The sequence below is a fragment of the Corynebacterium halotolerans genome, from assembly GCF_050107895.1.
Classification (GTDB): Bacteria; Actinomycetota; Actinomycetes; order Mycobacteriales; family Mycobacteriaceae; genus Corynebacterium; species Corynebacterium halotolerans_B.
Window position 1 is genome coordinate 47481 of record NZ_JBNILW010000005.1, and the last position, 12771, is coordinate 60251.

Genomic DNA, 12771 nt, shown 5'->3' on the forward strand with positions numbered 1-12771 from the left:
GTCACCGGAGCCGGTCCCGCCCCTGGCCCAGCTCAGTCACAGCGTTCCGCCGTCCCAGCCCCACCGCCGCAAAGGCGAGCACCGCAACCGCAGCGAGCACCCCGGCACCGAGCCAAACGAGTTGTGGGGCCCCCGCATTGCCGACCGCTGACAGGGCCCCGGTCACGTAGTGCAGCGGGGTCAGCGCGACGATGACTTCCCAGGCCGCCGCGACCTCCGTCCGAGAAGCCGTCTGCCACACCCAGCCCACCAGCCCAACCTGGACGATCGACCAGACCATCGTGAACACGGCTCCCCAACGATCCCCGGCCACGCAGCGGGCGAGCAGCGTCAACCCGGCCGACGCCGCGGTCATCAGGGCCAGTACCGCCACGCCGGCCGCGACGCCCACCGCTTCGACCCCCTGACTGAGCAGGCCGAAGAGCACCCCACTCAACACCACGACACCGACGCCGCCGAGTAGGAGATCGAGCCACCGGCCACGGCCGATATAGGCTGCCGCCACTCCGCCGAGCGCGGCCAACGCCCCGATCAGCAGCGCGTACATCGGTGCCAGTTGGCCGGTGATCTCCGATTCAGCGGCCGCCTGGACCCCCTCCCCCTGGGCGGGCGCCTGCACAGCGGGCAGACTGCGCTGAATGGTGTTCAGCTGATCTTTGTTGGTCTCGGCCATCTGATCGATCCGCTGGGCACCGTCATCGAGCTGACTGACTCCGTCGACTGCCTCGCCGACCCCGCCCTGCAAGGCACCCAGCCCCTCATTGAGCTGACGTGCGCCGTCAGTGGCGGAATAGATGCCGTCATGGAAGCCATAGCCGGGAACCGCGAGCTGGTTGGCGATCTCGCGGGAGCCTTCCTTGAGTTCGGTGAGCTGATCAGTGATCCCACCCGTCAGGTCGACAGCTTCGACCTGGCCCCGGAAGCCAGCGAGGTCCCGTCGCAACTTACCGACCTGGGGGTCCCGGGAATCCGCCAGCTTCCCGTCGATGTCGTCGAGGGCGGTGAGGATCTGCCCCTGCACGGCGCCGAGCCCGACGATCTGGTCGACGGCGCTGCCCACCCCGTCCGCGACCTGGGTCGCACCATCACCCAGCTGGCCGGTGGCCGCCTGCAGCTGCACCAGGCCGTTATGGAGTTCCTGCGCCCCGGCCTTCGCCTCCTCGGTACCCGCGGCCAGATCCCCCGCGCCGTCGCGGAGCTGCCCGGTACCACTCGTGAGTTCATCGGTACCGGTGGTCAGGAAGCCGGCCTGGGTGCCGGCCTCGCTGGCGGCGCGGCGGGCGTCGACAAGTTCAGCGGGGTCGATCCCCGCCGGCCCCTGCGCGACGGGGGCTCCGGCCGGGTGCGCGGCGTCGGACCAGGAACGCTCCAGGCCGGGTCCGGCGACGGCGAGATACACCGCCCCGAGGATCAGGGGAACGACGGCGAGCAAAGCGATTAGGCGGAACCGGAGGGAGCTCATACCCCTGCAACTTATCGATCGGGGCCACTCCCCCTCGGGAGGCGCACCGTGTTTCGCCTGCTAACCTTAACTGGTCTTAACACCCGCCTATTCTGAAGTTTTTACTCCCTTGGGAGAGTGATCGACGCGTGACGCTACCGATTGTGATGGCCCTGGCCGGGGCCGCGGTGGTCCTTTCCCCGCTGCTGGTGCGCCTGATGGACCGGAAGGCGGGGTGGCCGCTGGCCGCGGTGTTCGTGGCCGCGGCGACGGTCCTGGGCACAAGGCTTCCGGAGATCCTGGACGGCCAGCCAGTGACCTGGGAGTTCGTCTGGATACGCGATTTCCTCGCGGCCGGGACAGACGTCTCCCTCTCCCTGCGGGCCGACGCCTTGGGCGCCTTCTTCGCCCTGCTCGCACTGGTCATCGGCGCGGTGGTGTTCGTCTACTCGGCGGCCTACCTGCCGAAACGACAGGGCAACACCAGCTTCTACACGATCATGACGGCTTTTACGCTGGCCATTCTGCTGCTGGTGCTCGCCGACGATGTGGTGGTGCTGTTCATCGGCTGGGAGCTGGTGTCCATCGCCTCCTTCCTGCTGATCGCGCGCTCGGGTTCCGCGGGCGAAGCCGGCTCCGTCCGCACCCTGGTGCTCACCTTCATCGGTGGCCTGACGCTGCTGGCAGCCCTGGCGGTGGCAGCCACCCAGGCCGGCACCACCTCCCTGCAGGGCATCCTGGAAAGTGACGTCTGGGCGCAGCGCCCCGGCCTGACAGCGTTGGTCGCCGTCCTCATCGCCGTTTCCGCGTTCACGAAATCCGCCCAGCTGCCCTTCCACTTCTGGCTGCCGGAGGCGATGGCCGCGGCCACTCCGGTTTCGGCGTTCCTGCACGCCGCCGCCGTGGTCAAGGCCGGTATCTACCTGCTGCTGCGGTTCTCCGCGGTCTTCCACGACGTCGCCGTGTGGAACTGGCTGCTCATCGTGGCCGGCATGGCCACCGCCGTGACCTCCGCGCTGTTCGCCCTGCAGAAGACCGATCTGAAGAAGCTGACCGCCTACTCCACCGTCAGCCATCTCGGTTGGATCGTGGCCACCATCGGCGTGGGCACGCCCTTCGCATTGGCTGCCGCCGTCGTGCACACGATCGCACATGCACTGTTCAAGTCCTCCCTGTTCATGCTGATCGGCGTGATCGACCATGAAACCGGCTCCCGCGACATCCGCCGTCTGGGTGTGATCTGGAAGAAGATGCCGTGGACCTTCGGTTCCGCACTCATCGGTGCGTTGTCCATGGCTCCGATCCCACCGATGCTGGGCTTCGTCTCCAAGGAAGGCATGCTCACCGCGTTCCAGGACGCCCCGATCGGTGACGCCGCCACCTGGGTGCTGCTGATTATCGGCGGCTTCGGTGCCCTACTGACCTTCAGCTACTCCGCCAAGTTCATCTTCGGCGCCTTCCTCGACGGCACCACCGACGACAACGGCCCCGCAAACCAGGAGGTCCACGAGGCCCCGGTGTCGCTCTGGCTTCCGGCTGCCCTGCCCGGTGTGCTCTCGCTGCCACTGGGTTTCCTGTTGGGGATCTTCGACGGCCCGGTCGACTCCATCGTGGCCTCGATCGGCGGACAGGCAGAGACCCATCTGGCGTTGTGGCACGGCATTACCGTCCCGCTGGTGATTTCCCTGGTGGCGATCGCCATCGGTGTGCTCGGCGTGGTCTACCGCCACCGTCTCTGGCCGGCACTGGAATCCCGCCACCTGCTGCCCTTCAACGGCAATGGTGCCCTCCATGGGGTGACCACCGCGGCCGCTGCCCTGGGGCGTGTCCTGGCCGGCATGGCCAACTCCCTCAACCCGTCGCGCCATCTGATCTGGCCGTTCCTGTGCCTGATCGCGCTCATGCTGGTCACCTTGTTCGGCACGACCGGTGTGGACGGAATTCCGCTGGCGCCGCGCGCTGCGGGGCTGGACAACTGGCAGGACCTCGGCCCCTTCCTCATCATCCTGTTCTCCGTCATCGGACTGATCTTCAGCCGCAACCGCATCACCGGTGCCGTGCTGATCGGTACCGCTGGCGTGGGCATGACTCTGCAGATCCTGCTGCTGGGCGCACCGGATGTGGCGCTGACCCAGTTCCTGGTCGAGGCCCTGGTGGTGGTGATCATCATGATGGTGGTGCGCCATCAGCCGGCCAGCTTCCCCAGAGTTTCCCGGTCCCGCACCATCCGCTCCCTGATCATCGCCCTGTTGGCCGGTGCCACCGCCTTCCTCGCGGTGTTCACTCTGCTGGGCCGGCATGACCGTTCCGACATCGCCGAGTGGTACCTGGACAACGCCCCCGAAATCACGGGCGGGAACAATATCGTGGCGACGATCATCGTCGAGTTCCGTGCCCTGGATACCCTGGGTGAGCTCTCGGTGCTGGGCATGGCCGCAATCGTGATCGGTGCCGTGGCCGCCTCCATCCCGCGGATGCAGTTCACCCGTGGCACCCGCCCGCGCCCCTTCGGCCAGTCCCAGCTGAACTCTCTGCCCCTGAAGAAGGGCTTCCAGCTGGTCCTCCCGGTGCTCGGGGTGCTCAGCGTGCTGATCTTCATGCGGGGCCACGCGGACCCGGGTGGCGGCTTCGTCGCCGCCCTGGTCGCCGGCACCGCCATCATGTTCGCCTACGTCAGTCGGGGCCGCGACAGCATCGTCTTCCGCCCGTCCACCCCCTACTGGCTGACCGGCATCGGCATCGTGGTCGCGCTGGCGGCCGGTTTCGTCGGCTACTTCGAGGGTGGTTTCCTCAAGCCGCTCTACGCCGACGCCTTCGGCCAGCACTGGACGACGTCGCTCATCTTCGACGGTGGCATCTACCTCGCGGTGCTCGGCATGCTGACCTCCGCGGTCAATGCCCTGGGCGGCTATCTCAAACCGGGCGCCGGATCCGTCGCGGAACTCGATTATGCCCGTACCGACGGGCCGCTGCCGGGCACCCCGGCGCCGTACATCGGCGAGGACGAGGTTGTCGAACCGTTCCCGGATCCGATCGAACCGAACCCCGACCCCGGCGATGACGGCCCGGACCGCCAGCGGGGCAACACCCATGAGCAGGGGGCTGTCACAGTGCTTGAACAAGGCGACGCCTCCACCGACACCAACCGGAAGGAGACCGGACGATGATCATGGCACTGACTATCGCGGTGCTGGTCACCGGCGCAGTCTTCCTCATTCAGCAACGCGGCATGGTCCGCGTCGTGCTCGGCATGCAGCTGCTCGGCCACGCCTCCAACCTGATTCTGCTGGCCGCTGGGGTGGGCGCCTGGCGCGGAGAGGCCTTTCCGGACCGGTCGGACGTGGCCGATGCCGCTGACCCCCTGCCCCAGGCCTTCGTGCTCACCGCCATCGTCATCGCGATGGCGACCGCCACGATCCTGTTGACCATGGCGGCGCTCGGACGCACCGACGACACCGAGGTCACCGACCCGATCGCCGGTGGCGGCAACCGGGACACCGGAGACACCGAGCTCCACGATTCCCCGTTCAGCACGCTCGGCCGGGCCAACCAGTCCGCCGCGGATTTCGTCGCCGGTGAACGCGCCCGTGGCCGGGCCGGCGAGCTCAAGACCACCCAGAAGGAGAGCCGCCGCTGATGGTTACCCTGCTGCCCCTTTTCGTGGCCGTTCCCCTGGTGTCGTCGGCGCTGGCCGTCATGGCGCCCTGGAAATGGGTCCGCGATCTGCTCCACCTCGCCGTCCCCGCCGCCAGTGTGCTCGCCGGTGTCTGGTTGTTCACCTACACCGCCGAACACGGCACGATGGGCCACAACGTCGGCCTGTTCCAGGGTGGAGTAGCGATCCCCTTCGCCGCGGATGAATTCTCGGCCATCATGATCATCACCACCGGGCTGGTGGCGGTGGTGGCCAACTGGTTCGCCACCGCGGCCGGCGAAACCCGGTCCCGCTACTACCCAGCACTGACGCTGATGCTGGTCACCGGCGTCAACGGCGCGCTGTTGACCGCGGACCTGTTCAACTTCTTCGTGTTCATCGAGGTCATGCTGCTGCCCTCCTACGGGTTGATCGCAATGACGGGCACCGGCGCCCGGCTGGCCGTCGGCCGCACCTTCGTGCTGGTCAACCTCGCGGCATCCACCCTGCTGGTGGCCGGTGTCGGTTTCGTCTACGGCGTGACCGGCAGCGTGAACATCGCCGCCCTGCAGGGTGTGGCTGCGGGCAACGGCCCGGCGGTCGTGGCCATGGGCATGGTGATCGTCGCGATCGCCACCAAGGCCGGCGTCTTCCCGGTGCACACCTGGTTGCCGCGCACCTACCCGGGCACCTCCGCGGCTGTGATGGGGTTGTTCTCCGCCCTGCACACCAAGGTCGCCGTGTACATGCTCTTCCGCATCTACGTCATGATCTTCGATCTGGATGAACGCTGGAACCTGCTGATCATCGTGGTCATGGTGATCTCCATGATGATCGGCGGTTTCGCCGGACTGGCCGAGAACTCGATCCGCCGTGTGCTGGCCTATCAGATGGTCAACGGCATGCCGTTCATCCTGGTCATGCTCGCGTTCACTACCGGGGATCCGCAGCGGGCGCTGGCCGCCGGGCTACTCTACGCGCTGCACCACATGATCACCGTGGGTGCTCTGGTACTGAGCTCCGGCGCGATCGAGGAAACTTACGGCACCGGGGTGCTGCGGAAACTCTCCGGACTCGCCCGGCGCGATCCCCTCGTGGCAGCGGTCTTCGCCGCCGGCGCCTTCTCGGTGGTCGGTTTCCCACCGTTCTCCGGGCTCTGGGGCAAGGTCTTCATCGTGATGGAGGCTGCCCGTGCCGGGGACTGGCGCTCCTGGGTCGTCATCGCGGCGATCATCATCGCCAGTTTCGCGGCCCTCCTGGCCATGCTCCGGGTCTGGCGCACCGTCTTCTGGGGCCGCCCGATGCAGGGAGTTCCGGACACCCTGCGGGTCCGCGGCTCCCTGATCGCCCCAGCCGCCACTCTGATCGTGGTCTCGGTGGCCATGTTCGTCTTTGCCGGACCACTCATCGACGCCGTGCTGACCGCCACCGAAGGACTCCTGGACGTCGAGGGCTACCAGCAGTCCATTCTGGGCGAGGACCCTGTCGGGGTGCCCGACATGTCCGACCTGCAGGGAGGAAATTAACCCATGCATGTACTGATCTACATCCCCTGGTTGATCAAGGAGATCTTCGTCAGCGGCTGGGGTCTGGTCATGGCGGCGTTCCGCCGCGACGCCGGAATCCACCCGGTAGTGATCCACTATCCGCTGCGTGTGACCGGCGATTGGCAGATCTTCTGGTTCTCCACCTCGATCACCATGACCCCGGGAACGCTGTCGATGGGCTTCCGTGATCCGGTCCGGGAGGGTGACCCCCGGATCCTGCTCGTGCAGGCGGTGCAGGGAACGGATCCCGTGGAGGTGATCGAGTCCCTGGCTGACATGGAGAACCGTCTGGTCCCGGCGGTCCGCCCGATTGACCACGGTGTCCCCGGGCAGGGACCGACGACCACGCTTGGCGAGCGCTACTATTCCTACCCAGATCCTCCCACTGACCGGAAGGTGGATGACCGTCCATGACCGCATTCCAGATGATCCTGGTGGCTGCCGGCGTAATCATGCTGATCTGCCTGTTGGCGAGCATGGTGCTGATCTTCCGCGCGAGGGACTTCCTGACCCGCACGGTGGTCTCTGACGTGGTGTTCTATACGATGATCGCGATCTTCCTGGTCTGGAGCATGGACAATCAGACCTCCATCGCCTATGAGATCGTGATTCTGGCGGCGCTGGTGGCCGGTGTCCTGCCGACCATCTCCATGGCCCGCATGATCTCCAAGGGAAGAAGGTAGCCCAGTGACCATCTCTGAAATCATCGTGGCCATCCTTGTCATCATCGCCACCGTGTTCACCGCTGCCACGACGTCCTCGATCTGGCGGGCCCCGGACGCGTTGACCCGGGTGAACCTGCTGGGCACCACGGTCAGCTGCGCCGTTCCGATCCTGATCGTGGCCAAGCTGATCAGGGACTGGACCACCTCCGGCTTCGACGCCAACAACCTGGTGCGCGCGATCATCGCGATCGCCGCGGTGTGGATCATCGCCGCGGTGGGCAGCTTCGTCATCGGGCGCTCCATCTACGGGGTGACGGTCGTCGACGTGAAGGCCGGCGAGTCCACTGAAGACGGTTCCGAGCCCGCGAACTTCTGACTGGTCCCCGGGGTTCCCGTGCCGGGCTCACGTCTGCGCCGGGATTTTCCGTGGTGGGCGCTGCCGGTACGGGGCGCGGTCGCCAGTTCCGTATCCCCTGATCACCGTGTCAGAGAAGAACGCGTTCTTCAGTTAGACCAGCAGGTCCGTCTGTACCACCCGTTCGACTGACCTCGGTCGGGTAGGAGCACTGTGAACTTCGGCCGCGGACTCATCAGCTTAGGTAGCATCAGTCAGGCAGCGCACTTTCATGCCGCGCGTCACATTTTCTCCGCCATCCTGCGCAACCAAAGGATCCGTATGCGTCTCAAGTCTCTTGCTGCCGTCGCCCTGACCAGTGCACTTGTCCTCGGAGGCACCACCGCCACCGCGAACGCCCAGGTCAGCGCACCCTACCCGAGCTCCCAGATCGAGATCCCGCAGGAGTTCGTCAACAGTGTCCAGAACTTTGTGCCGGGCCTGCCCTCTGATCAGGCCGAAGCCGGCCTGCAGGTGGTCACCGCCTGGCTCGCCCTGGGCGTGGGTAGCTCCGTCCTCAATCTCGGCAGCTCCGCTCTGGGCCTGGGGTCCAGCGTGCTCACGTCCTCCCTCTGAGCTGGTTACCTCAACTGCGCAGCACCCGCAGATCTCCCCGACTCGGCCAGCACCGGCTGAGACGGGGATTGTTTTCCCCTGCGCCAGCCCCGCGGCAGCGTGATGCCCTCTCCGAGAGGCCACCACGCCGAAACCCTCCGGTACCGTGCTGGTGTCGCATCAGGTGCCGGAGGGTCGGTGGTCCAGGTTTTCGCGATCCCCGGGTCTGCTGGCGAGAGGACTGTGGTTTAGCCCAGTCCCGCCTCGATGTCTGCCTCCCCACGCAGGGCCTTCGAGACCGGGCAGAACTCGTGTGCCTCCTGAACCAGGCTGGCGGCGTTGTCGATCTGCTCCTGATTCTTGAACTTGGCCTTGATCACCCCGGAGAGCCGGAATCCCTCGCCGGAGGGGTCCTTGTTGATGCTGAAGTCCGCGGTGACCTCTGGCTGATGGGCGGAGACATCAACGTCATGGTTCTTCATGATCAGCTGAAGCGCGCCATTGAAACATGCGGACCAGGCTGCGGCGATCAGGGCTTCCGGGTTCACCCCGGCGCCATCGCCACCCATCTCCTTCGGGGGACGGACGTCAAAATCGATGTTGCCGTCGCCTTCCACGTGGCCGTCGCGGCCGCCACCGGTGGACGTAACGGATGCGGTGTAGAGCTTTTCTGCCATGGTATTTCTCCTCCGTGGTATATGTGTCGACTGTCACGCCCCAGGGTAACGAAGATACCGTCGTCAGGTCGGTCTTCTTCCGGATACCCGGGAGTAAGCTGCAGCGGGAAACCCGGTGGCACTCCCCGCATTCTGCGGCGAGCGCCACCCCGTCCGCTGTTGTGGTGGGAGAAATACCGAAGGCCCGGTCCTCCACCTACGGGGCTGCGAGGTGATGGACCGGGCCAATCAGGGCCGTCGGGCCTGGAAGTTCTCCAGGCGCCTGACGGCGGGTTGTGGCTGGGCGGGTACTGACTACTTGGTCGAGGTGGTGCCGGACTCCGGGTCGTGCGGCTCGCGCTCGGCCTTGAGCTCGGTGAACAGCTCCTTGACGCGCTTGCCGAGGTTCTCGTCGACCTGGGTCCAATACCAGTAGACGCGCTCCTCGACCTCGGGGGTCACGCCGACCATGGCACGGGAGATGTTGCCGGCCAGACGTTCCTTTGCCTCGTCATCGAGCACCTCACGGTAGAGGGTGCCGGGCTGGACAAAGTCACCGTCCTCCGGGTGCTCGACGTAGGCGGCACGAACCAGGTCGTTGCCGTGGGAGTCCGGTGCGACGTAGACATCGTCAGCCCGGCCCAGGGTCTCCCCCGAGGAGGAGTTCTGGCCGTTGTCCAGGTAGCCCTGCCCCTTGCTGTGGCGGTTCGGTGAGTAGGTCGGCTGCTCCTCGTCATTGAACAGGAAGTTCATGCTGCCCTCGTGCGAGTAGGTGTTCACCGGGTGCAGGGGCTGGTTGACGGGGAGCTGACGGTAGTTCGGCCCGATGCGGTAACGCTGCTGGTCGGCGTAGGCGAACACGCGTGCCTGCAGCATCTTGTCCGGGGAGATTCCGACGCCGGGAACCAGGTTGCCCGGGTCCAGGGCGATCTGCTCAATCTGGGAGTGGAAGTTGATCGGGTTGCGGTTCAGGACGAAGTAGCCGACGTCGATCCGCGGGTAGTCCTCCTTGGACCAGGTCTTGGTCAGGTCGAAGGGGTTGAAGCGGTAGGTCTCGGCGTCCTTGGCCGGCATGATCTGGACCTTGACGTCCCAGATCGGGTAATCGCCGCGTTCGATGGCCTCGAAGAGATCCTTGCGGTGGAAGTCGGCGTCCTTGCCCGCCATTTCCTCGGCCTCGGCGTCGGTCCAGTTGTGGACTCCCTGGCGGGAGATGAAGTGGTACTTCACCCAGAACGCCTCGCCGTCCTTGTTGATCCACTGGAAGGTGTGCGAGCCGTAACCGTTCATCTCACGCTGGGTGCGCGGGGTGCCGCGGTCTCCCATGAGGTAGGTCACCTGGTGCGCGGACTCCGGCGTGCGGGTCCAGAAATCCCACTGCATGTCGGCGTCACGCAGACCGGAGGCGCCGGTGCGGCGCTGGGAGTGGATGAAGTCCGGGAACTTGATGGCGTCACGGACGAAGAAGATCGGCGTGTTGTTGCCGACGATGTCGTAGTTGCCCTCTTCGGTGTAGAAGCGCATGGCGAAGCCGTGAACGTCGCGCCAGGTGTCGGGAGAGCCCTTCTCACCGGCGACGGTGGAGAAACGGATACCCATCGGGGTGACCTTGCCGGGTTGGAAGAGGTCAGCCTTGGTGTACTGGGACACGTCCTCGGTGATGTGCAGCTCACCGAAGGCACCGTTGCCCTTGGCGTGCGGGATGCGCTCCGGGACGTTCTCCCGGTTGAAGTGGGCCAGCTTCTCAATGAGGTGAATGTCATTGAGGATGGTGGCACCCTGCTGACCCTGGGTCACCGAGTGGTTCTCCGAGGGAACCGGTGCACCGTTGTGACGGTGGGTCAAGCCATGCTCGGGCTGGACGAGGCCCCGATTCAGAACCTGATCGACTGCAGAGTTGTCATTAGTCACTGCTATCTCCTCTTGAAAGTCTTGGCTTATGGATGAAGTCTGATTGATAGCTTACATAGATTTTGTGAGTCGTGCAACTGTCACGCCTTCTTTTCTACCCCGGAAGCTCGTCTCTTGCATGGTGGCTGACCTGGGAAGACCCATTGGCCTGGTATTCTCGACTGTCGTGGGACAACACTCGGAGCGCGATGATGACAGGGTCACCGAGCTAGCGCTGGCCGCCGGTCGCGGTGACCGTGTCGCGCTCACCGAGTTCATCAGGTCCACCCAGGACGATGTCTGGCGTCTCCTGGCCCATCTCGGCGGCCGGGACATCGCCGACGATCTCACCCAGGAGACCTACCTACGGGTGATGGGGGCCCTGCCCCGCTTCGCCGCCCGCTCCTCCGCGAGGACCTGGCTGCTCTCCCTGGCCCGGCGGGTCTGGGTGGATAATATCCGGCACGACATGGCCCGCCCCCGGAAATCCGCCACCGAATACGAGGACGTGGCGGACACCATGGCCGCTCCCCGGGACCGTTCCTCTTCCTGGTCCGAATGGATCGACGTCCGCACGCTTATCGACGCCCTGCCCGGCGAACGCCGCGAAGCCCTCATCCTCACCCAGGTGCTCGGCTACACCTATGACGAGGCAGCCAAGATCGCGGGCGTGCGCGTAGGCACGATCCGCTCCCGCGTGGCCCGGGCACGCAAGGATCTGATCGAGGCCACCAACCGCACGGAGAAGCGCGGGGAGAAGTAGCGGATCAGCGGCGTCTCCGGAAGAACACGCCACACGATTCCAGACTGTGGTCCTGGCGCCACCTTCAACACCGGAGGAGCCCGCGCAAGTTTTCCCTCAACTCCCAGCCGATGCCCTGAAAACCACGCAAAAACCGCCCCCACACACGTGGGGGCGGTTCAGGAGGGGAAGGAGAACTACACCAGCAGCTCCGCGATCTGGATCGTGTTCAGGGCAGCGCCCTTGCGCAGGTTATCGCCGGAGACCACGAAGACCAGTCCCTTGTTGTCGTCGACGGTCTGATCCTGGCGGATGCGGCCGACCAGCGACTCATCGCGGCCGGTGGCGGCCAGCGGCGTCGGCACGTCCACCACGGCGACGCCCGGGGCGTCGGCGAGCAGCTCGCGGGCGCGCTCGGGAGTGATCGCATTGTCGAACCCGGCGTGGATGGTTAGGGTGTGGCCGGTGAAGACCGGTACACGCACGCAGGTGCCGGAGACCTTCAGGTCCGGAAGTCCCAGGATCTTGCGGGACTCGTTGCGCAGCTTCTGCTCCTCGTCGGTCTCCTCGGAACCGTCGTCAACGACGTTGCCGGCCAGCGGCAGGGCGTTGAAGGCGATCGGGGCGACGTAGGGACCCAGCTCATCGGTGGGCATGAGGGAGCCGTCGTTGACCAGGTCGACGTTGTGCTCACCGATCTCTGCGGCCTGCTTGGCCAGAGCCTCCACGCCGGCCAGCCCGGAGCCGGAGACCGCCTGGTAGGAGGAGATGTTGAGGCGGTTGAGGCCGGCCTCCTCGTGCAGCACGCGCAGCACCGGCATGGCAGCCATGGTGGTGCAGTTCGGGTTGGCGATGATCCCCTTGACCAGGTTCTTCGTCTGAGCGGGGTTGACCTCGGACACGACCAGCGGCACCTCGTCATCCTTGCGCCAGGCGGAGGAGTTGTCCACCACGGTCGCCCCTGCGGCAGCGAAGACGGGGGCCCACTCCCGGGAGGTGGAGCCACCCGCGGAGAACAACGCGACGTCCACGTCGGCGACGGATTCCTCGGTGATCTTGGTCAGATCCTCAACCTCAATCTCCTGTCCGCGGAAAGTCAGGGAGGTTCCGGCGGAACGGGGGGAAGCGAAGAAGCGGAACTTGTCGGCCGGGAAGTTACGCTCCTCGAGGAGAGTACGCATCACGCGACCGACCTGGCCGGTGGCACCGACGACTGCGACAGTGGTCATCAGACGTTGCCCTTTCAT

The 12771-nt window shown here is 65.8% G+C and carries 12 protein-coding genes; 8 read left to right on the forward strand and 4 right to left on the reverse strand.

Features of this window, described 5'->3' with window-relative positions:
• Nucleotide 1: 1 nt before the first annotated feature.
• Nucleotides 2-1462, reverse strand: a complete 1461-nt coding sequence (locus ACQCVD_RS06510; RefSeq protein WP_426822913.1) for a hypothetical protein — start codon at nucleotides 1460-1462, stop codon at nucleotides 2-4.
• 128 nt (nucleotides 1463-1590) lie between these two features.
• Between ACQCVD_RS06510 and ACQCVD_RS06515 the strand changes: the two genes are divergently transcribed.
• From ACQCVD_RS06515 to ACQCVD_RS06545, 7 genes are all read left to right on the forward strand, one after another.
• Nucleotides 1591-4608, forward strand: coding sequence for a DUF4040 family protein (locus ACQCVD_RS06515; RefSeq protein ID WP_426822914.1), 3018 nt, complete (start codon nucleotides 1591-1593; stop codon nucleotides 4606-4608).
• On the forward strand, nucleotides 4605-5078 hold the full coding sequence (locus ACQCVD_RS06520) for a cation:proton antiporter subunit C (RefSeq protein ID WP_426822915.1): 474 nt from the start codon (nucleotides 4605-4607) through the stop codon (nucleotides 5076-5078). The genes ACQCVD_RS06515 and ACQCVD_RS06520 overlap by 4 nt, the downstream gene beginning before the upstream one ends.
• Entirely contained in the window at nucleotides 5078-6601 is a 1524-nt protein-coding gene (locus ACQCVD_RS06525; protein WP_426822916.1) for a monovalent cation/H+ antiporter subunit D family protein, read from the forward strand. The genes ACQCVD_RS06520 and ACQCVD_RS06525 overlap by 1 nt, the downstream gene beginning before the upstream one ends.
• Nucleotides 6602-6604: 3 nt before the next feature.
• Nucleotides 6605-7036 (forward strand): monovalent cation/H+ antiporter subunit E, encoded by a 432-nt coding sequence (locus ACQCVD_RS06530; RefSeq protein WP_426822917.1) that lies wholly within the window; start codon nucleotides 6605-6607, stop codon nucleotides 7034-7036.
• Nucleotides 7033-7305: a cation:proton antiporter gene (locus tag ACQCVD_RS06535; protein ID WP_426822918.1), complete on the forward strand. Its 273-nt coding sequence runs from the start codon at nucleotides 7033-7035 to the stop codon at nucleotides 7303-7305. Before ACQCVD_RS06530 ends, ACQCVD_RS06535 begins: the two co-directional genes overlap by 4 nt.
• 4 nt (nucleotides 7306-7309) lie before the next feature.
• Nucleotides 7310-7663, forward strand: coding sequence for a Na+/H+ antiporter subunit G (locus ACQCVD_RS06540; protein WP_426822919.1), 354 nt, complete (start codon nucleotides 7310-7312; stop codon nucleotides 7661-7663).
• Nucleotides 7664-7963: 300 nt separating this feature from the next.
• Entirely contained in the window at nucleotides 7964-8257 is a 294-nt protein-coding gene (locus ACQCVD_RS06545) for a hypothetical protein (protein ID WP_426822920.1), read from the forward strand.
• Nucleotides 8258-8484: 227 nt separating this feature from the next.
• Here the strand turns inward: ACQCVD_RS06545 and ACQCVD_RS06550 are convergent, their stop codons facing one another.
• Nucleotides 8485-8913: an Ohr family peroxiredoxin gene (locus ACQCVD_RS06550; RefSeq protein ID WP_426822921.1), complete on the reverse strand. Its 429-nt coding sequence runs from the start codon at nucleotides 8911-8913 to the stop codon at nucleotides 8485-8487.
• 294 nt (nucleotides 8914-9207) lie between these two features.
• Nucleotides 9208-10803 (reverse strand): catalase, encoded by a 1596-nt coding sequence (locus ACQCVD_RS06555; RefSeq protein ID WP_426822922.1) that lies wholly within the window; start codon nucleotides 10801-10803, stop codon nucleotides 9208-9210.
• A gap of 118 nt (nucleotides 10804-10921) precedes the next feature.
• Between ACQCVD_RS06555 and ACQCVD_RS06560 the strand changes: the two genes are divergently transcribed.
• Nucleotides 10922-11545: an RNA polymerase sigma factor gene (locus tag ACQCVD_RS06560; RefSeq protein WP_426822923.1), complete on the forward strand. Its 624-nt coding sequence runs from the start codon at nucleotides 10922-10924 to the stop codon at nucleotides 11543-11545.
• Nucleotides 11546-11721: 176 nt separating this feature from the next.
• Here ACQCVD_RS06560 and ACQCVD_RS06565 read toward each other — a convergent pair whose 3' ends face one another.
• The gene (locus ACQCVD_RS06565; RefSeq protein WP_426822924.1) at nucleotides 11722-12753 is read right to left on the reverse strand and encodes an aspartate-semialdehyde dehydrogenase; all 1032 of its coding nucleotides are present in this window, start codon (nucleotides 12751-12753) and stop codon (nucleotides 11722-11724) included.
• Nucleotides 12754-12771 lie beyond the last annotated feature (18 nt).

Coding starts and splice junctions, on each gene's coding strand:
- ACQCVD_RS06520 (WP_426822915.1), top strand. CDS start 4,605: ATGATCATGGCACTGACTATCGCGGTGCTGGTCACCGGCGCAGTCTTC.
- ACQCVD_RS06535 (WP_426822918.1), top strand. CDS start 7,033: ATGACCGCATTCCAGATGATCCTGGTGGCTGCCGGCGTAATCATGCTG.
- ACQCVD_RS06510 (WP_426822913.1), bottom strand. CDS start 1,462: ATGAGCTCCCTCCGGTTCCGCCTAATCGCTTTGCTCGCCGTCGTTCCC.
- ACQCVD_RS06565 (WP_426822924.1), bottom strand. CDS start 12,753: ATGACCACTGTCGCAGTCGTCGGTGCCACCGGCCAGGTCGGTCGCGTG.
- ACQCVD_RS06525 (WP_426822916.1), top strand. CDS start 5,078: ATGGTTACCCTGCTGCCCCTTTTCGTGGCCGTTCCCCTGGTGTCGTCG.
- ACQCVD_RS06545 (WP_426822920.1), top strand. CDS start 7,964: ATGCGTCTCAAGTCTCTTGCTGCCGTCGCCCTGACCAGTGCACTTGTC.
- ACQCVD_RS06530 (WP_426822917.1), top strand. CDS start 6,605: ATGCATGTACTGATCTACATCCCCTGGTTGATCAAGGAGATCTTCGTC.
- ACQCVD_RS06560 (WP_426822923.1), top strand. CDS start 10,922: ATGGTGGCTGACCTGGGAAGACCCATTGGCCTGGTATTCTCGACTGTC.
- ACQCVD_RS06550 (WP_426822921.1), bottom strand. CDS start 8,913: ATGGCAGAAAAGCTCTACACCGCATCCGTTACGTCCACCGGTGGCGGC.